Origin of the sequence: Phocaeicola acetigenes (genome assembly GCF_027529745.1) — a bacterium.
GTDB classification, from domain to species: Bacteria; Bacteroidota; Bacteroidia; order Bacteroidales; family Bacteroidaceae; genus Phocaeicola; species Phocaeicola acetigenes.
Map to the genome: position 1 here is coordinate 388,022 of NZ_JAPZVM010000003.1, position 20,902 is coordinate 408,923.

Below are 20,902 nucleotides of genomic sequence, written 5' to 3' on the forward strand. Positions count from 1 at the left end.
TTTTACTCACAAGCTATTTTTTACTGGCATCAAACAAATGTTTTTTTTCTTCTTCACTTAAACTGCTATAACCCGACTTTCTCAACTTATCCAAAATACGGTCGACCTCTGCTTCACGTTCCTTTTTCCGTGCATTAAAATCATAGTCCTTCTGCTTGTCTCCATAATAAACCTTCATTTTAGGCTTACGCACCGGTTTCTTCCATCCCATACAGAAATCAATGACATAATTAATCCAACGCGTTACATCGGTACCTCTGCGAAGTCCTGCAGCAAACCACCATCCAGCCAATGCTCCACCAAGATGCGAAATGTGTCCTCCTGCATTTCCGGAAGTAATGAGCATCAGGTCTAGTAAAATAATAACCAGTGCGATGGTACGCAAACGTACTGTTCCGAAAAGTAGAAGTTGTACAGGATAATTGGGCTCTCTCACAGCCACAGCTACAACAATAGCTAATACGGAAGCAGAAGCACCCAACAAATAAGAAGTGGGAAGAGCATGTTCAAAATAAGGGAAGATATGATAAGATATCATATACAATACTCCCCCACAGATACCTCCCAACAAATAAAGGCCACGCAAATGTTTGGATGAGAAGAAACTCAGGAACAACTTTCCAAACCAATACAGCCACAACATATTGAACAGGATATGCAGCACATCGGCGTGCATAAACATATAGGTAATCAGTGACCAGGGCTGACGGATGAACTTCTCCCACCAGGCAGGAAGTTCCAGTACATTCATCCAGGGAGAGAACGGGACTTTAAACAACATCAGAATAATCCCGACCAAAGAACAGATCAGAAAAGCTCCCACATTGATGTAAAGCAGGCGGGTCACAATATTCCCCTGCCGGAAGTTCTCTTTCAGATTAGTAATAAAGTCGTCCGCTGCCATTTTTCTTTCTCCAATATAGAATAAGTATCAATCCGAATAACATTCCTCCCAAATGGGCAAAATGAGCGACTCCGTCGCCTCCGGATAATCCAAGGAAAAGTTCCAATACCGCATATCCTATTACAAAATACTTCGCTTTAATGGGCATTGGTATCGGGAAAACGAACATCTGACTGTTTGGAAACAGCATACCAAAAGCCAACAGAATAGCATATACTGCACCTGATGCTCCTACGGTAATCCATCGATTCAAGAACTCTGTCACGAAAATGGCTTCAGCTTCAGTTCCGCTCTCAAGATACTGCGAGAAGTTTACTACATACTCTATATATTGAACGGCTTCTTGTATAAGACCTGCACCTATTCCGCAAAGGATATAATAGAACAAGAAACGTTTGGGACCCCATACTTGTTCCAACACACGTCCGAACATCCACACAGCAAACATATTAAAGAAAATATGCTGGAAATTGGCGTGCATAAACATATAGGTAATAAGCTGTGCGGGATTAAAATCGGGAGCAAGAAAAAAATGTAATCCTAACCAATTATTAACATTGATGCCATAGCGCTCTCCCACAATAGTTCCGAAAAAGCACAGTGCATTGATAATTAACAGATTTTTTGTTACTGCTGGAATATTATTCATATTGTATTTTTTAATCAATTGCACAAAAGTACAATTTTATTCTCTCTTACTATCACCTCTTATATTTTTTTACAATTTGCCTTACAAGTTTTATCAAATCAAAAAGAAAAAACTAATTTTGTGTTCAGAAACAATCATCTAATCACTAATTTAAAACATGAAGACAACCTTATCTAACATCATGAATAACCTTTGTTATTCATTGGTTGGGATAACCTGTCTGACCGGATTTACACAAACCGCATATGCAGACAACGCTACCCTTCCTTACTGGAAAGATATCCAGACTGTCTCTGTCAACCGCGAAGCACCTCGCTCTGCTTTTATGACTTATGCCGATAAAGCTCAGGCAGCTACCGGTGACTATGAAAAGAGTTCGTACTATCAATTGCTTAACGGTACATGGAAGTTCTACTTCACTGAATCGTATACCCAACTTCCGGCAAATATTACAGACCCGGCAATCAGCACTACCGACTGGAAGGATATCAAAGTACCGGGTAACTGGGAGATGCAAGGTTTTGGTACGGCTATTTACACCAACCATGGCTATGAGTTCCAACCTCGTAATCCGCAGCCTCCTCAACTTCCAGAGAATACACCGGTAGGAGTATACCGCCGCGACATTACTATCCCAGACAATTGGGAAGGCCGTGATATCTATTTACATATCGCCGGAGCAAAATCGGGATGTTATGTGTATCTGAACGGAAAAGAAGTAGGCTATAATGAAGACTCCAAGAATCCGGCAGAATATCTTATCAACGAGTATCTGCAACCGGGGAATAATGTACTGACATTGAAAATATTCCGCTGGAGTACGGGATCTTATCTGGAATGTCAGGACTTCTGGCGCATCAGTGGAATAGAACGTGATGTCTTCATCTACTCACAGCCCAAAGCATCCGTACAGGATTTCCGTATTACTTCCACTTTGGACGATACTTATCGTAACGGTATCTTCCGCCTGCAAATCGACTTGAAAAATCATCGGACATCGACTGCAAATCTGAGCGTAAGCTATGAACTGACCGACAAAAACGGTAAGACTGTAGCTGCTGAGGAACAACCGGCACAAGTGGAAAACGGCAAACTTACTACGGTATCCTTCAGCAAAGAACTGCCACAGGTAGCTACATGGACATCGGAAGCACCGAATTTGTATAAACTGTATATGACAGTAAAAGAAAACGGAAAGGTGAGCGAAGTGATTCCTTATAATGTAGGATTCCGCCGCATCGAAATAAAAGAAACTAACCAGAAAGCTGCCAATGGAAAGAATTACGTAGTACTTCTTATCAACGGACAACCTATCAAACTGAAAGGGGTGAACATTCACGAACATAACCCGGAAACAGGTCATTATGTGACTGAAGAGCTGATGCGGAAAGACTTTGAACTGATGAAACGTAACAACATCAATACTGTACGTCTGTGTCACTACCCACAAGACCGCCGCTTCTATGAGTTGTGCGATGAATATGGTCTGTATGTATACGATGAAGCCAACATCGAAAGCCACGGTATGTATTACGACCTTCGTAAGGGAGGTACATTGGGAAATAACCCGGAATGGCTGAAACCACATATGTACCGTACCATCAATATGTTTGAACGTAACAAAAACTATCCTAGCCTTACCTTTTGGTCTTTGGGTAATGAAGCTGGAAACGGTTACAACTTCTACCAGACCTATCTTTGGGTGAAGGAAGCAGACAAAGATATTATGAACCGTCCGGTCAACTATGAACGTGCACAGTGGGAATGGAACTCGGATATGTATGTACCCCAGTATCCAAGTGCTGGCTGGCTGGAAAGTATCGGTAAGAACGGAAGTGACCGACCGGTGGTTCCATCGGAATATGCACATGCCATGGGTAACTCTACCGGAAGTCTATGGGACCAGTGGAAAGCTATTTACCGCTATCCGAACTTGCAGGGTGGATATATCTGGGACTGGGTGGATCAAGGTATGCTGACACACGATGAGAATGGAAAACCATTTTGGGCATATGGAGGAGACTTTGGAACTAACATGCCAAGTGACGGTAACTTCTGTTGCAATGGTCTGGTAGGCCCCGACCGTGTTCCTCATCCGGCAATGAATGAAGTTAAATATGCACATCAGAACATAGCGTTCGAAGCTGTCGATCTGGAAAAAGGTACTTTCCTTGTAAAGAACCGTTTCTACTTTACTAACCTCAAAAAGTACATGATTACTTATCAGGTAAAGGCGAACGACAAAGTAGTCCGCTATCAGAAAGTATCGCTCGACATCGAACCACAGGGAAGCAAAGAGCTGCAAGTGAATGTGAGCGAATTGAAAGAAAAAGTCGGTACAGAATATTTTGTAGAGTTTGCTGTTATAACAGTAGAGCCGGAACCTCTCATTCCGGAAGGCTACGAAATTGCACATGAGCAGTTCCGTCTGCCTATTGATCCTGCCAAACAGACATTTGCGACTTCAGGTCCTGCTTTGGAATGTGAAACAGAAGGCGATGTGTTTACTGTCCGCTCTTCACGCATGCAGTTCTGCTTCGACAAATCGACAGGTCTGGTGACATCGTATAAAGTAAAGGGTACAGAGTATTTCAACGAAGGATTCGGTATCCAGCCTAATTTCTGGCGTGCACCAAACGACAACGATTATGGTAATCAGATGCCGAAGCGTCTTCAAATCTGGAAGCAGTCGAGCAAGAACTTCAAGGTTGTAGATGCCGTACTTAATATGGAAGGTAAAGAGGCTGTGTTGAAAGCTACTTATCTGCTGGCTGCTGGCAACCTCTACATCGCAACTTACCGTATCTATCCGTCGGGAGTAGTGAAAGCTGACTATACTTTCACTTCAACAGATATGGATGCTGCCCAAACAGAAGTATCGGAAGCTACCCGTATGGCAACATTCACTCCGGGCAACGATGCATTACGCCGTGCAAGCTCTAAACTGGTAGTGCCTCGTATCGGAGTACGTTTCCGTCTGCCGGCTACTATGAACGAAATAACCTACTTTGGACGTGGCCCGGAAGAAAACTACTGCGACCGCAACAACGGTACTATGGTAGGTATCTATAAGAATACAGCCGACAAGATGTATTATCCGTATGTTCGCCCGCAGGAAAACGGACATCATACTGATACACGTTGGATTAAGTTGAGCAAGAAAAACGGAAAGGGACTGGCAATCTATGCCGACCAGACTTTAGGATTCAACGCTTTGCGTAACTCTATTGAGGACTTCGACGGTGAGGAAGCTACACACCGCGATTATCAGTGGAACAACCGTGATGCAGAAGAACTGAAGCATGACATCAATACTGCCCGCAACCTGAAACCCCGTCATACTCATATCAACGACATCGAACCACGCAACTTCGTAGAGGTATGTCTGGATATGAAACAAATGGGTGTAGGAGGTTACGACAGTTGGGGAGCACAGCCCGACCCACAATATCTGATTCCTGCCAACCAGGAATACAAATGGGGATTCACCATCGTTCCGATGTAAAATTTAAAACCAAATCTATGAAACAAATATATTGTCTTTGCATTTTATTATCTATCTTCAGCAGCCTGCGCATACAGGCTGCTGATGTGGATAAACAATACCATCTGATTGGTCACAGAGGGGGTGTAACAGAAAACTGTTGCCACCCAGAAAACAGCCTGGCTGCACTTGATGAAGCAGTAGAAAGAGGATATACCGGAGTTGAAATAGACATCAGAGAAAGCAAAGACGGAGTACTTTTTCTTTATCATTATGCTACTCTCGAACGTGACTATGCCAGTAAGGCACGTTGTGCAGACTTAACCTGGGAGGAAATACAGCAGTTAAAGCCTTTGCATAAGGAAGGGAAAGCCCCTGTTTCTGTAGAGGAATACTGCCGGTATGCACAGGGAAAAATCACTGAACTGATGCTTGACATCAAACTCGACCATCCTTCTCAGGCTTTTTACGAAGAGCTATACCGTATTCTGAAAGAAACCGGTTTCATCAATCACTCCTATTTCATCGGACACGGAAACTTCTTTCTCGGAAAAGGAAAGATTACGATGCTTATCAGCGAAAGAGAAGAATTCTTCCAGAAATACGGAGAAAAGACGAAAGATTATTATTTCCTCTTTGCCGGAATTGATGAACTGAACTCCCGCCTCATCCGCTGGTGCCAGGAGCACGGAATTCAGATTATGGCTTGTGTAAACCGTCCGTATAAGTATCCTGTTACCCAACAGGGACTGGAGGAAGCATTCCGCGATTTGGAATGGTTAAAGTCATGGGGAGTTACCTACTATCAGATTGACTCAGACTACGACCGTCCTTTCCGTTCTTCTACCGCTCCTTCTCTCTGATTCATTAGGATAAGATAAATGAAAAAGCTTCAGGTGAAGCCTTTACGTGAGGACAACATAAAAGAATATAGCCGTGAAAAAGCAAAAAACTCTTTCACGGCTATATTCTTTTTTATCTGATTTATTTCACGATACTGTCTCTCAACACCAGCAGACTCTCCGGCCCCATATTGAACAACAAGTCTGCTATACTCAAATTAGGCTGAAAGCCTTGCTTTGCATCGAACACCTGATAATAAGGAACTGGAGAAAAATCAGGATCTGCTTCGGTATATACCTTCTTGGGATGAATCTGCTCGCGATAGTCGTCCATTCCCTCCGGAACAGCTACATAATCGTCTGTAGGTATCATTACAGGCTGAAGGTCTATCTGCTCGCACATCCAATGACACAATTCCAGATTAAAGTCATAAAGAAAGTCATACCGCTTCTCATAAAACCGATGAAACTCGTCGGCATAATAATCAAAGAAAGGGCTATGCTTATAAGCAGCCACAAACGCATTCCAGTGCACATGACGCCAGTTGCCGTGATCGGAAATCCGGATATCCTTCATCAGACACTTTGCCCCTTCCCCTTTCTCCGTAGGAATAGTCAGTGCCTGAGGGCCTCCTGCCGAAGCAATGACACAGCGGTTACGGTACGTCTGCTTCATGTAACTGTCGAAACGTTCTACATACACCTTGTCGTATGCAAACAGCTTGGCATAGTACTCCACAGGAGCCAGATAAGCCGAACTAAGTATGATTTGATTCATTTTATATTCCTTATTCTATACGTTGAAAAAATCTCCCTTTCTGCGAGGTAAACCACACATAAAGAGCCTTCCCGATAATATGATCTTCGGGTACAAAACCGAACAGCCGCGAATCGCACAGATTCACCGGATTGTTAGAAGCCATCCAATAATAGTTTTTGCTGAATACATACATTTTCACTGGCTTTCCCTCTACGAACAATGTATCCCGACGAATCTCAGCCCTTTTATGTTCATGATTACGGATAGTATTACACAGCAATGCCCGATTCCACGGATGCACCTCTACAGCTCTTCCCTTTTGCGGCACCACATAAGGATACGCCTTTTCCTTTATTCCATCCTGATACAGCGAGAAAGGAATACGCTCTCCCGCAAGCTGTGTCAGCAGATAATATTCATAATGACTGAAACTCCGTATATATGCTCCTTCCGGTGTATATCCTACCAGTGCATTGCCACTTATTCTCAGCGAATCCAGCATCATCCGTACACTGTCTTCGCAGGAAGCCGGATAACAATAAAGCGATTTACTGTCCGGACTGAATACCTTACCGGCAGTATCAATCAGTTCCCGGTTCAGCATCAGCGTATCTCCTGCCGTACCGATACAGCGACTGATAAACAACTCCCGGTTTTCTATTCTACGGTCTTTATCAGACGGATTCGGATTGTTGAACAGCACGATATCTCCACGTTTCACCGGCTGTTCTCCAATACGATGATATCCGAACACAGAGGGGAAAGGCACACGCAGCCCATAACTCCACTTACTTACCAAAACCCCTTCGCCCTGGTACAACGTATTCTCCATACCCGACGACGGAATGAAACAAGAGGTTATAAGCAGGGTTTTTATCAGCAAAACAGCAATAACAGTCATTGCCATCAGCCTCAGCCATACGCCCCAACGGTTTTTCACTATCCGGTTCTTTATTTGATATTATCCACACACTTCAGCAGACGGTTCCAGCGAATCTTGCCATTCAGCCATCCTCTGTCCTGATCCAAAGACAACCAGATAAAGATAGGCTTACCTACGATATGGTCTTCGGGCACAAATCCCCAGAAACGCGAATCGGCAGAATCATGACGGTTATCTCCCATCATCCAGTAATAATCCATTTTAAAAGTATATTGACTGGTCTGCTGTCCGTTGATGAAAATCTTTCCATCCTTCACTTCAAGTGTATTTCCTTCGTAAGCAGCAATCGGTCGTTCGTACAGCGGCAGATTATCCAAAGTCAAGTCGATGGTAGCCCCTTTCTTCGGTATCCATATCGGACCGTAATTATCCACCGTCCATCCGGTAAGCTTATTCAGCGGATAAAGTCCTCCGGCATCATCATCAGCCACCTCCTGAATACGAATCACCAAATCTTTCCGAGCCAGCAAAGCCTCTTTCGTTTTCTTTGTCAGCGGCATGTTATACACCGATTCATCGGCATAATACATTCCCAGATTCTCCTTGCTGATACCCAATTCGTGACAGAGCTCCTCTGGCAACTGTCCTTTGGTATATACAAAATAACGATACTGCACATTATCCGGCTCCTTGTTGGCCTTTCCGTCCAGATAAATAATGCGGTCTTTTATCTCCAGCGTCTGTCCGGGCAATCCCACACAGCGTTTCACATAATTCTCTCTGCGGTCTACCGGACGCACCAGAATCTTTCCATAATCCTGCGGATTCTGGTCAATGTATTCCCTTCCGGCATGATAATAAAAGTCGAATACCTGACGCTGCTGTTCTACAGTCAGCGAAGCCATATCGACCGGTTTGGAAAGCTGCTTGCCCAACTGATAACTGATGCGATACAAATCATCATTAGGGATGGCACTCACCACACTGTCTCCAGCCGGGAAATTGAACACCACAATATCATTCAGCTGCACCGTACCCAGTCCCTTTACACGCTTATACTCCCATTTGGGCCAGTCCAGATACGACTTACAGTTCAAAACCGGCAATGTATGCTGTGTAAGCGGCATATGAAGCGGTGTCTGAGGAATACGGGCACCGTAACTCATCTTACTCACAAAAAGATAGTCACCTACCAGCAGCGACTTCTCCAGTGAAGAAGAAGGAATCACATAATTCTGGAAGAAATACAGATTCACAAAATAAATCGCCACCAATGCAAAGACAATGGCATCCACCCAGCTCATCACGGTTCTTACCGTCTGATTCTTGGCAGTCTTCCACCATGTCCAGGGAATCTTCTTCGAAATATACACATCAAAGATAAACGGAACCACAATCAGTCCCAACCAGCTTTTCAGCCATAACAGAAACAAGAGATACAAGGCCAGAATTACTCCGAACTTGATCCACTGCGTACGCGAAGCCTGTATCATAAATTAAAACTTGAATAAATCATTCATACCCAGAAATCCTGTATGTGCAGCCGTATACTCAGCAGCCAGTACAGCTCCCAAAGCAAACCCCTTGCGGTTCTTTGCATCGTGTGTGATAATGATAGAGTCTGCCTCCGATTCATAACGGATAGTATGGATACCCGGCACCTCTCCTTCGCGGATGGCACTCACCGGCAATTCATTGGCAGCACATTCAGTCGTTCCGCTCACAGTACCATCCGGAGCAGTCAGCGTACCCATCACCCACTTATCCTTGCGGTCCAGATTTTCCAGAATACCTTCTGCCAGTGTAATGGCAGTACCACTCGGTGCATCCAGTTTATGCACATGATGTGTTTCCACCATCGATACCTCATAATTCGGGAAATTATTCATAATCTTGGCAAGATACTTGTTGACCGCTGCAAACACAGCCACGCCCAAGCTGAAATTCGACGACCAGAACAGTGTCTTTCCTTCCTCCTCGCACAGTCTGCGCATTTCCTCTCCATGTTCACCCATCCATCCGGTACTTCCCGATACCACTTTCACTCCATTGCGGAAGGCACTCAGGCAATTGTCGTAAGCCACAGCAGGTGCTGTAAACTCGATGGCTACATCTGCCGAACGGAAAGCTTCCGACTCAAAATCCTGACGGTTATTTATATCAATAATACTTACAATCTCATGTCCGCGGGCAACAGCAATCTTCTCTATCTCTTTGCCCATCTTTCCATATCCAATTAATGCAATTTTCATAATTATCTTCTTTTTTCTGTACAAAGATAGTGTTTCTCATTATTAATCATTACTTTTGAGATACATTTATACCTCGTTAACATGGAGCAACTTCTACACTATGTATGGAAACACAAGCTTTTCCCTCTGCAACATCTGCACACCCCCGAGGGAGAATCCATCGAAGTCATCGATCCGGGACTTCCCAACCCACATGCCGGAGCTGACTTTTTCAATGCCAAAATCAAGATACAAGGCGTACTTTGGGTAGGTAATGTAGAAATACACCAGCGTGCTTCCGACTGGTACCGCCACCGTCATCATCAGGATACAGCATACGATTCTGTCATCCTGCACGTAGCTTCCGATATCGACACCGCAGTAACCCGCACCAACGGCGAGCAGATACCCCAACTGGAGCTTCACTGTCCGCCACAACTGGCAGAGAACTACGAAGAACTCCTGCAAACCGACCGCTATCCCGCCTGCTTCTCCCTCATTCCCCGACTCTCTTCCTTCCTGCTGCACAGCTGGATGTCACGGCTGCAAACCGAACGTTTCGAAAACAAAGCCCGGCAAATAGCCGAGCGTCTGGAACATTGCGGAAAAGACTGGGAAACCGCCTTCTTCATCACCCTTGCCCGCAACTTCGGTTTCGGAGTAAACAGCGATACCTTCGAGTTCTGGGCCAGACAAGTCCCCCTTGCCGCCGTCAACAAACACCGCGACAATCTGTTCCAGATAGAAGCCTTCTTCTTCGGACAAGCCGGGCTCCTGCAAGAACTTCCCCACGACGAATACACAGAGAAACTTATCAAGGAATACACCTATCTGCAACACAAATTCCAGTTACAGCCTTCTACCGACTGTCACTGGCGGTTCCTGCGCATGCGTCCAGGCAACTTCCCCCATATCCGCATTGCCCAACTGGCGTGTCTTTATCACCGCTCCCAGGGAATGTTGTCGCGCCTGCTCGAACTCTCCACCCTGAAAGACCTGCGCGACCTGCTCAAAGGAGGCACCTCCACATACTGGCTCACCCATTACAGTTTCGGTACCCCTTCTCCTTCCCGTCCCAAAACCCTGAGCCAGTCGTCTATCGACCTACTCATCATCAACACAGTCGTTCCCTTTCTGTATGCATACGGCAAGCACAAAGGCAACGAACTCCTCTGCCAGCGTGCCAGCCAGTTCCTGGAAGAACTAAAGCCCGAAAACAATTACATTGTCCGATTATGGAAAGAATGCGGTCTGGAAGCCGCCCATGCCGGCGACAGTCAGGCCCTCATTCAGTTGAAAAAGAACTATTGCGATACAAAGAAATGCCTTTATTGCCGTATCGGCTACGAATATCTGAAACAAAAGAAAGAATAATCACTGTCCATCGGGTCGGTCACACCATTCATCTCCCGCCGGAGCCGGCCCGTTCCTACCCGCCTTATCCATGATTCACTACCGGCTGCCGTTCTATCCCCTCAGCGCATTTTCCACAGCCAGCAGATAGCCATCCAGCCTGTTGCTCTTCAAAATCGCCTTACGCGCCTTCTTATCCATCTGTGGCAGCAAATACTCCCACATTGTCTTCAACTTGCCCAGCAATTGTGCCTCTCCCCCCTCAATCTGACGGCGATACCCTTCCACCATCCGCATGTGCATATGCTCCACCTTCCGATACAGTTCAGTCTGCCCGGGCATATGTCCCGTACGGAATTCATCTGCCAGCGACGGATTTGCCAGCAGTCCCCGTCCCAACATCAGCCCACACAAATCCGGAGCCCTGTCCACCCATTCGTACATATCAGCCACACCACACAAATCACCATTATACACAAGCGGAATACGGCACTCCCTGTAAAACTCCATAAAAGCCTTCGTGTTCACCTCCCCCTTATACTGCTGTTTCCCGATACGAGGATGCAACACGATACGATGCACACACGAGTCATTCAGCAGCGGAAGAATCGCTTTCCATTCCTCCTGCTCCTGCCAGCCCAGCCGCATCTTCACCGAGAAAGCCACCTGCGGATAACGCTCCATTGCCTTGAGCAACGCCCCCACCCGGTCCGGGTAAGGCAAAATGCCCGATCCCTTCCCCCGATTCGCAATCAGAGGAAACGGACATCCCATATTCACATCCACCTTCCGGTATCCCAGTTCCACCAGAAAATCGGTTATCTTGCACAATTCGTCCACTTCTCCAGCCACCAGTTGCGGAATAAGATGCACCCCCCGGTTATTCTCCGGAGCCACATCCCGACGGTCTTTATTTCGGAAATCCCCCTTCTCCAGCCTCACAAAAGGGCTGTAATAGGCATCAATACCTCCAAACGCTTCTGCATGCGCATTCCGCCACACTGCTTCTGTAAATCCCTGCAAAGGGGCTGCATAAAGTGTAATCATCCTTTCCTCTGTTTTCGGCAAAGATACGAATTTCAGGCAGATCGTAGGTATAGACACAAAAATCATTAACTTTGTAAAGTCACATAATCAAGAAACAGCATGGAAAAATACGTTTACGAACTAAAAATGAAGGTACGCGATTACGAATGCGATTTGCAGGGCATCGTAAACAACGCCAACTACCAGCACTACATAGAGCACACCCGTCACGAATTTCTGTCTGCTACCGGCATCAGTTTCGCCCAACTCCACACCGAAGGCATCGACCCCGTAGTAGCCCGCCTCAATATGGCCTTCAAGACCCCACTTAAAAGCGGCGATGAGTTTGTCTCCAAGCTCTATCTCAAGAAAGAAGGCATCAAATACGTATTTTATCAGGACATCTTCCGCCTTCCCGACATGAAAGTCGTCATCAAAGCTACCGTAGAAACCGTCTGTGTAGTACACGGCCGCTTAGGAAACAGCGAACTCTTCGACACCGTATTTGCTCCTTACCTATCGAAATGAAACAAGAAGAACTTCTATACCGGCTGGCCCTCCCTCTTTTACCGGGTATCGGCCTTATCACTGCCCACCAGCTGATACAGGCAGCCGGCAGTGCCTCTGTTTTGTTTGAAGAAAGAAAGACACTGAAAGAAAGAATACCGGAGCTTCCCGACCGAATCCTTCAGGCTCTCGATGCTCTGGACGTATTGCGCCTTTGCGAAGCAGAGCTCCGTTTTGCAGAGAAAAACCACATTACCTGCCTGACAGCCTTAGACGAGGCTTACCCCTCACGGCTTCGCGAATGCAACGACGCTCCCCTCGTACTCTTCTACCGGGGTACAGCCGACCTCAACCGCCGTCACATCATCAGCATGGTAGGTACCCGCAACGCCACCGAATACGGCAAAGACATCTGCCTCCGCTTTCTGAAAGAGCTACAGGCCCTCCTGCCCGATGTACTGGTAGTAAGCGGACTGGCATACGGCATCGACATCCACGCTCACCGTGCTGCCCTGCAATACGGCATCGACACGGTAGGCGTACTGGCACACGGCTTAGACCGCATCTATCCCAGTGTACACCGCCGTACAGCTGCCGATATGCTTTCGCAAGGCGGACTGCTCACCGAGTTTATGAGCGGCACCAATCCCGACAAGCAAAACTTCGTAAAACGAAACCGCATTGTAGCCGGCATCAGCGATGCCACCCTTGTGATAGAATCTGCCGAGAAAGGAGGTTCACTCATTACTGCCGGAATTGCCGAAAGCTACAACCGCGACTGCTTTGCCTTTCCCGGACGTATCGATGCTCCTTATTCGGCAGGCTGCAACCAGCTCATTCGTCTCAACCGCGCTGCCCTTCTGCAAGACGCGGCCCAATTTGTAGAAGCCATGAACTGGAACACCCCTTCCGTACAGCCCCCACAGGCCATTCAGCGGCAACTCTTCCCCGACCTGTCGGACGAAGAAGAAAAAATCATCAGTCTGCTGTCCGCTCAGCCCGAAGGCATACAAATCAATGCACTGGTAGTAGCCAGCAACATTGCCATTAACCGTCTCACCGGTATTCTGTTCGAACTGGAATTAAAAGGAATGGTCCGCACACTGGCAGGAGGAATGTATAAACTGATCTAAGATTTCCGGAAACAACCGGCAGACCGTCCGGTTTCCGGAGCAATCAGTAAAGGGCAAAAAAAATGGGAGAACGCTTTCTCCCAACCTTGTTAACCTTAAATCTAATACTATGAAAAAAATCACGACACAAATGTAACACTTTCGCAATAAAAATCCAATAGAAAATCAATCTATCACAATCCGTTTAAAGTTATTTTACGTTTATCAACGTTTGAAAAGAAGCCAGTTCCTTTCTTCTCCCCTTGCATACGTGCAAAAAAAGAAGTTGTGCAGAATTTACATTCCACACAACTTCCTCAAAATTCTATTTCACGGAGAACAAACTCCTATCAGTCTTTCAGTTTAGCCTTGATAAAGTCGCGGTTCAAGCGAGCGATGTTGCTGATAGAAACGCACTTCGGACATTCAGCTTCACATGCACGAGTATTTGTACAGTTACCGAATCCCAGTTCGTCCATTTTTGCAATCATTGCTTTAGCACGACGCAAAGCTTCCGGTTTACCCTGAGGCAACAGGTTCAACTGGCTAACTTTAGCAGAAACGAACAACATAGCCGAACCATTCTTACAAGCAGCTACACATGCACCACAACCGATACAAGAAGCAGCATCCATTGCTTCGTCTGCGATTGGTTTCGGAATCAGGATTGCATTTGCATCCTGAGGAGCACCAGTACGTACACTAATGAAACCACCAGCCTGCATAATCTTATCGTAAGCAGTACGGTCTACCATCAAGTCTTTGATAACCGGGAAACCGGCAGAACGCCATGGTTCTACAGTGATTACATCACCATCTTTGAAACGGCGCATGTAGATCTGGCAAGTAGTTGCACCTGTAGCAGGTCCGTGAGGATGTCCGTTGATATACAAAGAACACATACCGCAGATACCTTCGCGGCAGTCATGGTCGAATACCACCGGTTCTTTACCTTCTTCGATCAACTGCTCGTTCAAGATATCCAGCATTTCCAGGAATGAAGTATCACCCGGGATATCCTTCATCTGGAATGTATCGAAATGACCTTTTTCCTTCGGTCCGTTCTGACGCCAAACTTTCAGCGTAAATGATATATTTTTATCCATTTTGTCTATTATTTAAAGTAGACCAGGTTTCAGGGGACAAGGGAACAAGGTTTTAAAAACCCTTCTTTTCCATAAAAGCACTTCTCTTTGAGATTAAAGAAGTGAGCATTCTGATTATCTCATTATTCAGCCCATTCAACTCTTCGTACTGTTCTTCAAACAAATATTGAATATTGCGAGAAATAATCAACTGAGTTTCCAGTTCAGAAGCGGAGCCTAAAGACATATATAGAAAATGAAGTAACTCTCTGTCATGTCCTCTACCGAATCCCTCCGCTATGTTAGACGGAACAGAAACAGCTGCTCTCCTCATCTGAGAAGTAATTCCATAGATCTCATCCTTTGGAAAAAAACGCGTAATCTCATACAGACGTTGCACAAGAAAGATAGCTTTCTGCCATACAATTAAATCTTTATGGTTACACATTTTAAAGCCTTGTCAACTTGTCAACTCGTCACCTTGTCAACTGTATTCAACTTAAGATTTGTAATTTCGAGTCTGTACTTTGATTGCTTCGTAAACCAATGGTTCTTTGTACAATACCGGAGCCTTGTCGTCGCTTCCCTGGTATTCCCAGCAAGCCACGTAGAAGAAGTTTTCGTCATCACGTTTAGCTTCACCTTCTTCAGTCTGGTGTTCTTCACGGAAGTGACCACCACAAGATTCTTCACGGTTCAACGCATCGTAAGCGATAAGCTGACCCATTGTGATAAAGTCGTCCAGACGGAAAGCCTTGTCAAGCTCGATGTTCATACCTTCTTTTGCACCCGGGATAAACAGTTCAGTTTCGAATTCCTTGCGGATTTCTTTCAACTTAGCCAAACCGGTCTTCAAACCTTCGGCAGTACGTCCCATACCTACATATTCCCACATTACGCGACCCAATTCCTTGTGGATAGAGTCTACAGACTTCTTACCCTTGATATTCATCAGGTGATCGATCTTAGCCTGTACAGCCTTTTCAGCTTCAGCAAATTCAGGAAGATCTGTAGAGAAGCGAGGCACAGTAATCTGGTCTGCCAAATAGTTCTGGATAGTATAAGGCAATACGAAGTAACCGTCTGCCAATCCCTGCATCAAAGCAGAAGCACCCAAACGGTTTGCACCGTGGTCAGAGAAGTTACATTCACCGATAGCAAACAGACCCTTGATAGTAGTCTGCAATTCGTAGTCTACCCAGATACCACCCATTGTATAGTGGATAGCCGGATAAATCATCATCGGGTTATAATATTTCACACCGTTGATTTCACGAGCCAGTTCGCCCGGATTTACGTCGGTGATTTCTTCGTACATATCAAACAAGTTACCGTAACGCTGACGAACAACGTCGATACCCAGACGTTCGATACTTTCAGAGAAGTCGAGGAATACAGCCAAGCCAGTGTTGTTTACACCGAAGCCATGGTCACAGCGTTCTTTTGCAGCACGTGAAGCCACGTCGCGCGGAACCAAGTTACCGAATGCCGGATAACGGCGTTCCAAGTAATAGTCGCGGTCTTCTTCAGGAATATCGCTACCCTTCTTAGTACCAGCCTGCAATGCTTTTGCATCTTCCAGTTTCTTCGGAACCCAGATACGACCGTCGTTACGCAAAGATTCAGACATCAAAGTCAGTTTAGACTGCTTGTCTCCGTGTACCGGAATACAAGTCGGGTGAATCTGCACGTAAGCCGGATTTGCAAACATCGCTCCCTTACGGTAGCAAGACATTGCAGCAGTAACGTTACATGCCATTGCGTTAGTAGACAAGAAGTAAGTGTTACCGTATCCACCTGTTGCGATAACCACTGCGTGAGCAGCGAAACGTTCCAACTTACCAGTTACCAGGTTCTTAGCGATGATACCGCGAGCACGACCGTCAACCAATACTACATCGAGCATTTCGTAACGAGTAAACAATTTTACAGTACCAGCACCTACCTGACGGCTCAAAGCAGAGTAAGCACCCAGCAACAACTGCTGACCAGTCTGACCTTTCGCATAGAAAGTACGAGATACCTGTGCACCACCGAACGAACGGTTAGCCAGTGTACCACCATATTCGCGAGCAAAAGGAACACCCTGTGCCACGCACTGGTCGATAATGTTGTTTGAAACTTCAGCCAGACGGTAAACGTTTGCTTCACGAGCACGATAGTCACCACCTTTTACAGTATCGTAGAACAGACGATATACAGAGTCACCGTCGTTCTGATAATTTTTAGCAGCATTGATACCACCCTGTGCAGCGATAGAGTGTGCACGGCGAGGAGAGTCCTGAATACAGAAGTTGAATACACGGAATCCCATTTCACCCAGTGAAGCAGCAGCAGAAGCACCTGCCAAACCAGTACCTACCACGATGATATCCAAACGGCGTTTGTTAGCCGGGTTCACCAATTTCTGGTGAGCTTTATAGTTAGTCCATTTCTCAGCTATCGGGCCTTCAGGAATCTTAGAATCAAGTATCTTAGTCATAATGTTTTTAATTTTAAATTGTGAGAGGACAAGGCTTCAGTTGACAAGTTGACAAGGCTTTGATTACCTCGTTACCCTGTAATCTCTTAACCTTGTTATCTCGTTACCTTGTAACCTCGTTACCTCTTATAAATTTTTCACAAAAAATACAACAGCTACCAGCATGAAGCCAAGTACGATGATGGTAGAATAGATGTTAGAGATGCATTTCCAGCGGTTGATCCAGATTTGGTTATTCCATCCCAAAGTCTGCATAGCACTCCAGAAACCGTGAGTCAGGTGGAACCACAAGGCAGCCAGCCAAACGATGTACAGAACAAAGAATACCGGGTTAGAGAAAGTCTGCATGATGTAACCATAACCGTCGGCAGCATGAAGACCACCCATCATCGGGTTGCCGATGATTTCAGCAAACTGCATTTTGTACCAGAAGTTCACAAAGTGAAGAGCCAGACCCAGAATTACAATGATACCCAGTACCAGCATGTTCTGAGAAGCCCATTCTACGTTTTTCGGTTTTGCAGTCACTGCATAGCGTTCATGACCGCGAGCTGCACGGTTCTGTACAGTCAACCAGAAAGCATAAAGAATGTGAATTACGAACAAAGCAGCCAGTCCCACTGTAGCTACCAATGCGTACCAGTTTGCTCCGAGGAACTCACAAACCATGTTGTATGCCTCTCCCGAGAACAATGCAACAAGGTTCATCGCCATGTGAAATGTTAGAAACAGGACAAGGGCGATACCAGTTACACTCATCACCACTTTCCGTCCAATAGATGAATTACTTAACCACATAAATGATTGATTTTAAAAAATTATTTAATTGTTTTGATTGAGTTTTCAAGCCTTTTTTTGAACCGACAAGGTTTCGGGTTACGAGTGAACAAGGTTTTGAATACCTTTGTTAAATCGAGGAAAGCCTAATCCACTTGCCAACTCAAAAAAACATAAAATATGCAGTGCAAAATTAGATGTTTTCCACAGATAATACAAGCGATTACGGAAATAATTCTTTAATATGTTGACGAGGTTTTCCCCTCTACATATACCGGCTGCGCACGTGTGCCGGCATTCCGCAACTTTCCCTCCTCTATCAGCCGATGGATATACCGGAGAGCCGTTGTTCTGGTAAGAGTAAAAAGCTCCTGAAATTTCCGGCGTGTCAGGAAAGGTTCCGAACGGAAATAGTCGGCCAGCCGTTTCTCCATCTCCTCATCGGTCCATACCTGCGAATGCGGCCTCCAGTCCGACCGTCTGATTTCTGCCTCTTCCAGCAGTTCCTTCAACTCCGCATCCGGGCGAAAGCGAACCGTCTTTACACTGACGCAGGTAGAACGGGTCGTTTTAGGATCGGACACCTCGGGTGCTTTCAATGTAACAGAAAAGTATCCCAGTCCGTCCAGATGTACCCGTTCCCCACTTTCCAGATGAGAAGCAAGCTGTTCGCTCAAGGCAATCAGCACAGCCCGCACATCACTCACAGTCAGCGTGCAGCACTTGTGTATTTCCTGCGACAGTTTTTCAGTATCCACACAGCGCGAGTGTATAACTTTGGGATAATAACGTTTTTTGTGGGTACCGGCAGTAACCGGTGTCCGATAGAATTCAAATTTTATTGCCATAATATAAGATTTAGGTTTATCGGGCGTCCCACTGCAAGGAGACACTCGTCTCATTGCAAAGAGACACTCGTCCCAGCCCAATGATACGGGTGTCTCCTTATAGAGAGACGCCTTTCGTTCTCCTACAAATATACAAAATCAAATAGCGGAAAACAAGTGTTTTACAAGAAAATCCATCTTCTGCAGACTACTTGTATCACCGGTTTTCTTATTGACAACAAATAGCATATATCCATCCCAATCCTCCCTATGCCGTTATCAGAAACATCCCAGATAAAAAACATAGATGCAGATACTGGATTATGAATATATATATATATTTGCGATACAAAGATTTAACCTAATCGTTCATAATATGAAAAAACTGCTATTCATCGCAATATTAATTACACTTACAGGCTGTTGGAGATCCCAGGCATTTACCTTTTATAATAAAACAAATGAACCTGTCAGAATGTATTGCTATTATGATTCCCGTAATTATATAGACTCTTCAGCCTATATCCCCCCATCAGGCGATTGTTTTTTTGAATTTTTAACTGTAAAGCTTAAGATTGTAAATGTTGCCAATTTATTTATAAACCATATGGACAGTGTCATTCTTAAGCTACCTAACAGAGAGATTGTATACAAAGACAGCCTGTCTATATATAACTTTTTCTACATGAAAGACACATCAGTTATTAAATCAGTTCCCCATAAAGGGCTACTATACGACGCTATGAAAGAGAGAGGCATGCCGTTACGAGAATTTGAACCGTAACATCTATTATTTTATGCTCTATCATGGAAAAGACAGGAGATTAGGAGATTATGCTGCTGATACTCAAGTAGTACAATACAATCATAAAAACATAAAATGGATAGATATCTATTATCATAGGAATAAATCATCAGCCATACAATAAATCTCTGTAACTTTAGACTATGGAAACATAGTGGTAATTGTTTAAATCTTATAATCCGGTGCTATAAGTTTAATACATTTATCACTATATTATTAATTATCAACAAAATATATTTATCTGTATTTCGAGCTCACATTATTTTACTTTATCCACAATGAAAGAACTACAAAAACAAATTATACAAGCTTTAGCAGAACGTTTGGCACCGTATGGATTTGTAAAACGAAGTGGAAACTGTTTCACGCGGGATATAAACAAGAATGTGTGGCAAAGAATAGAATTTCCTCCCTCCTATTATCATCCTGGTGTAAAAGCTATATATCCAGGGATTGCAGTAGGCTATAAGGATGAATTCGATTTGCAGCGAAAGTTCTTCAACTTTCATTTCCCCTATCCTCATTATAGCTATAGCACTTTTTACACTATGCTGCTCAACCTTGTGAGAACTGATGACTTATGCTGGACATTCCGAAAAGAGGAAGATATAATTCCACAAATAGACGATATGACACAAACGGTTGTTAAAAAAGCCATTCCCTATATGGACTATATATCGGACAGAAAAAATTTGATAGCAGAAATGGAAAGTGGTTTTATTTACTCCAAGTTTGAAACTTGGTGTCATACCAGATTACCCATTGCCTACTATTTAGAAGGAAGAAATGATCTTGCCTTATGGAGACTGAATTATTACATTCAAAAATTTGAAACTGAGTTATCCAGTTATATGAAAGAGGATGAAAACTCCCATTCTACCAACGGAGCAAGAAACAAATTGCAAGATTATATAGAATTTGCAGAAAAATTGAAAAAGGTGATGGAAACAGAATCCAGATAATACTACTGAATACAGAGGAATACAACAATTTAACCCAATCGTTCATAATATGAAAAACCTGCTATTCATCGCAATATTAATAATTACACTTACAGGCTGTTGGAGATCCCAAGCATTTTTATTTTACAACAAAACAAATGAACCTGTCAAAATATACTGCCATTATGATGTTCATAATCATATAGACTCTGTCTATATACCCCAAGCAGGTAG

At 44.7% G+C, this 20,902-nt stretch carries 18 protein-coding genes; 6 read left to right on the forward strand and 12 right to left on the reverse strand.

The features are described from left to right. Positions 1-13: 13 nt before the first annotated feature. Entirely contained in the window at positions 14-904 is an 891-nt protein-coding gene (locus O6P32_RS06265) for a rhomboid family protein (protein WP_269877480.1), read from the reverse strand. Then, on the reverse strand, positions 879-1,553 hold the full coding sequence (locus O6P32_RS06270) for a rhomboid family intramembrane serine protease (RefSeq protein ID WP_269877481.1): 675 nt from the start codon (positions 1,551-1,553) through the stop codon (positions 879-881). Before O6P32_RS06270 ends, O6P32_RS06265 begins: the two co-directional genes overlap by 26 nt. 157 nt (positions 1,554-1,710) lie before the next feature. Between O6P32_RS06270 and O6P32_RS06275 the strand changes: the two genes are divergently transcribed. Beyond that, the gene (locus O6P32_RS06275) at positions 1,711-5,058 is read left to right on the forward strand and encodes a glycoside hydrolase family 2 TIM barrel-domain containing protein (protein WP_269877483.1); all 3,348 of its coding nucleotides are present in this window, start codon (positions 1,711-1,713) and stop codon (positions 5,056-5,058) included. Between the two features lie 17 nt (positions 5,059-5,075). Then, entirely contained in the window at positions 5,076-5,900 is an 825-nt protein-coding gene (locus O6P32_RS06280) for a glycerophosphodiester phosphodiesterase (protein WP_269877484.1), read from the forward strand. A gap of 121 nt (positions 5,901-6,021) precedes the next feature. Here O6P32_RS06280 and O6P32_RS06285 read toward each other — a convergent pair whose 3' ends face one another. The 4 genes from O6P32_RS06285 to dapB are packed head-to-tail and all read right to left on the reverse strand — an operon-like array spanning position 6,022 to position 9,774. Beyond that, positions 6,022-6,657, reverse strand: coding sequence for a WbqC family protein (locus tag O6P32_RS06285; RefSeq protein ID WP_269877486.1), 636 nt, complete (start codon positions 6,655-6,657; stop codon positions 6,022-6,024). A gap of 10 nt (positions 6,658-6,667) precedes the next feature. Then, positions 6,668-7,546 (reverse strand): signal peptidase I, encoded by an 879-nt coding sequence (gene lepB / locus O6P32_RS06290; protein WP_269877521.1) that lies wholly within the window; start codon positions 7,544-7,546, stop codon positions 6,668-6,670. A gap of 44 nt (positions 7,547-7,590) precedes the next feature. Further along, a complete protein-coding gene (locus O6P32_RS06295) occupies positions 7,591-9,015 on the reverse strand; it encodes a S26 family signal peptidase (protein ID WP_269877487.1) in 1,425 nt (474 codons plus the stop codon). A gap of 3 nt (positions 9,016-9,018) precedes the next feature. Beyond that, a complete protein-coding gene (gene dapB / locus O6P32_RS06300; protein ID WP_178267376.1) occupies positions 9,019-9,774 on the reverse strand; it encodes a 4-hydroxy-tetrahydrodipicolinate reductase in 756 nt (251 codons plus the stop codon). Positions 9,775-9,855: 81 nt separating this feature from the next. Here dapB and O6P32_RS06305 point away from each other — a divergent pair, with 81 nt between their 5' ends. Then, positions 9,856-11,127, forward strand: coding sequence for a DUF2851 family protein (locus O6P32_RS06305; protein WP_178267377.1), 1,272 nt, complete (start codon positions 9,856-9,858; stop codon positions 11,125-11,127). Between the two features lie 93 nt (positions 11,128-11,220). Here O6P32_RS06305 and O6P32_RS06310 read toward each other — a convergent pair whose 3' ends face one another. After that, a complete protein-coding gene (locus tag O6P32_RS06310) occupies positions 11,221-12,150 on the reverse strand; it encodes a tRNA-dihydrouridine synthase family protein (RefSeq protein WP_269877523.1) in 930 nt (309 codons plus the stop codon). A 102-nt stretch (positions 12,151-12,252) separates the two neighbouring features. On the opposite strand from O6P32_RS06310, the gene O6P32_RS06315 reads away from it, so the two are divergent. Then, positions 12,253-12,660, forward strand: coding sequence for an acyl-CoA thioesterase (locus O6P32_RS06315; RefSeq protein WP_178267378.1), 408 nt, complete (start codon positions 12,253-12,255; stop codon positions 12,658-12,660). Next, entirely contained in the window at positions 12,657-13,772 is a 1,116-nt protein-coding gene (gene dprA / locus O6P32_RS06320; RefSeq protein ID WP_269877489.1) for a DNA-processing protein DprA, read from the forward strand. The genes O6P32_RS06315 and dprA overlap by 4 nt, the downstream gene beginning before the upstream one ends. A 329-nt stretch (positions 13,773-14,101) precedes the next feature. On the opposite strand, the gene O6P32_RS06325 is transcribed toward dprA, so the two are convergent. The 5 genes from O6P32_RS06325 to O6P32_RS06345 all read right to left on the reverse strand — a co-directional run bounded on the left by O6P32_RS06325 (position 14,102) and on the right by O6P32_RS06345 (position 18,943). Next, positions 14,102-14,857, reverse strand: coding sequence for a succinate dehydrogenase/fumarate reductase iron-sulfur subunit (locus tag O6P32_RS06325; RefSeq protein ID WP_178267380.1), 756 nt, complete (start codon positions 14,855-14,857; stop codon positions 14,102-14,104). A gap of 52 nt (positions 14,858-14,909) precedes the next feature. Continuing rightward, on the reverse strand, positions 14,910-15,284 hold the full coding sequence (locus O6P32_RS06330) for a four helix bundle protein (protein WP_269877490.1): 375 nt from the start codon (positions 15,282-15,284) through the stop codon (positions 14,910-14,912). A gap of 51 nt (positions 15,285-15,335) precedes the next feature. After that, positions 15,336-17,318 (reverse strand): fumarate reductase/succinate dehydrogenase flavoprotein subunit, encoded by a 1,983-nt coding sequence (locus tag O6P32_RS06335; protein ID WP_269877491.1) that lies wholly within the window; start codon positions 17,316-17,318, stop codon positions 15,336-15,338. A 126-nt stretch (positions 17,319-17,444) separates the two neighbouring features. Continuing rightward, positions 17,445-18,116, reverse strand: coding sequence for a succinate dehydrogenase/fumarate reductase cytochrome b subunit (locus O6P32_RS06340; protein WP_178267383.1), 672 nt, complete (start codon positions 18,114-18,116; stop codon positions 17,445-17,447). Positions 18,117-18,334: 218 nt separating this feature from the next. After that, complete coding sequence (locus O6P32_RS06345) at positions 18,335-18,943, reverse strand: HU family DNA-binding protein (RefSeq protein WP_269877492.1); 609 nt, start codon at positions 18,941-18,943, stop codon at positions 18,335-18,337. A 1,062-nt stretch (positions 18,944-20,005) separates the two neighbouring features. Here O6P32_RS06345 and O6P32_RS06350 point away from each other — a divergent pair. After that, positions 20,006-20,689: a hypothetical protein gene (locus tag O6P32_RS06350; RefSeq protein ID WP_269877493.1), complete on the forward strand. Its 684-nt coding sequence runs from the start codon at positions 20,006-20,008 to the stop codon at positions 20,687-20,689. Positions 20,690-20,902 lie beyond the last annotated feature (213 nt).

What these genes read in the sequence shown, in the direction of transcription:
- lepB (WP_269877521.1), bottom strand. Translation starts at nt 7,546, where the DNA reads ATGGCAATGACTGTTATTGCTGTTTTGCTGATAAAAACCCTGCTTATA.
- O6P32_RS06345 (WP_269877492.1), bottom strand. Translation starts at nt 18,943, where the DNA reads ATGGCAATAAAATTTGAATTCTATCGGACACCGGTTACTGCCGGTACC.
- dapB (WP_178267376.1), bottom strand. Translation starts at nt 9,774, where the DNA reads ATGAAAATTGCATTAATTGGATATGGAAAGATGGGCAAAGAGATAGAG.
- O6P32_RS06350 (WP_269877493.1), top strand. Translation starts at nt 20,006, where the DNA reads ATGAAAGAACTACAAAAACAAATTATACAAGCTTTAGCAGAACGTTTG.
- dprA (WP_269877489.1), top strand. Translation starts at nt 12,657, where the DNA reads ATGAAACAAGAAGAACTTCTATACCGGCTGGCCCTCCCTCTTTTACCG.
- O6P32_RS06285 (WP_269877486.1), bottom strand. Translation starts at nt 6,657, where the DNA reads ATGAATCAAATCATACTTAGTTCGGCTTATCTGGCTCCTGTGGAGTAC.
- O6P32_RS06280 (WP_269877484.1), top strand. Translation starts at nt 5,076, where the DNA reads ATGAAACAAATATATTGTCTTTGCATTTTATTATCTATCTTCAGCAGC.
- O6P32_RS06265 (WP_269877480.1), bottom strand. Translation starts at nt 904, where the DNA reads ATGGCAGCGGACGACTTTATTACTAATCTGAAAGAGAACTTCCGGCAG.
- O6P32_RS06330 (WP_269877490.1), bottom strand. Translation starts at nt 15,284, where the DNA reads ATGTGTAACCATAAAGATTTAATTGTATGGCAGAAAGCTATCTTTCTT.
- O6P32_RS06325 (WP_178267380.1), bottom strand. Translation starts at nt 14,857, where the DNA reads ATGGATAAAAATATATCATTTACGCTGAAAGTTTGGCGTCAGAACGGA.
- O6P32_RS06340 (WP_178267383.1), bottom strand. Translation starts at nt 18,116, where the DNA reads ATGTGGTTAAGTAATTCATCTATTGGACGGAAAGTGGTGATGAGTGTA.
- O6P32_RS06315 (WP_178267378.1), top strand. Translation starts at nt 12,253, where the DNA reads ATGGAAAAATACGTTTACGAACTAAAAATGAAGGTACGCGATTACGAA.
- O6P32_RS06275 (WP_269877483.1), top strand. Translation starts at nt 1,711, where the DNA reads ATGAAGACAACCTTATCTAACATCATGAATAACCTTTGTTATTCATTG.
- O6P32_RS06295 (WP_269877487.1), bottom strand. Translation starts at nt 9,015, where the DNA reads ATGATACAGGCTTCGCGTACGCAGTGGATCAAGTTCGGAGTAATTCTG.
- O6P32_RS06305 (WP_178267377.1), top strand. Translation starts at nt 9,856, where the DNA reads ATGGAGCAACTTCTACACTATGTATGGAAACACAAGCTTTTCCCTCTG.
- O6P32_RS06335 (WP_269877491.1), bottom strand. Translation starts at nt 17,318, where the DNA reads ATGACTAAGATACTTGATTCTAAGATTCCTGAAGGCCCGATAGCTGAG.
- O6P32_RS06270 (WP_269877481.1), bottom strand. Translation starts at nt 1,553, where the DNA reads ATGAATAATATTCCAGCAGTAACAAAAAATCTGTTAATTATCAATGCA.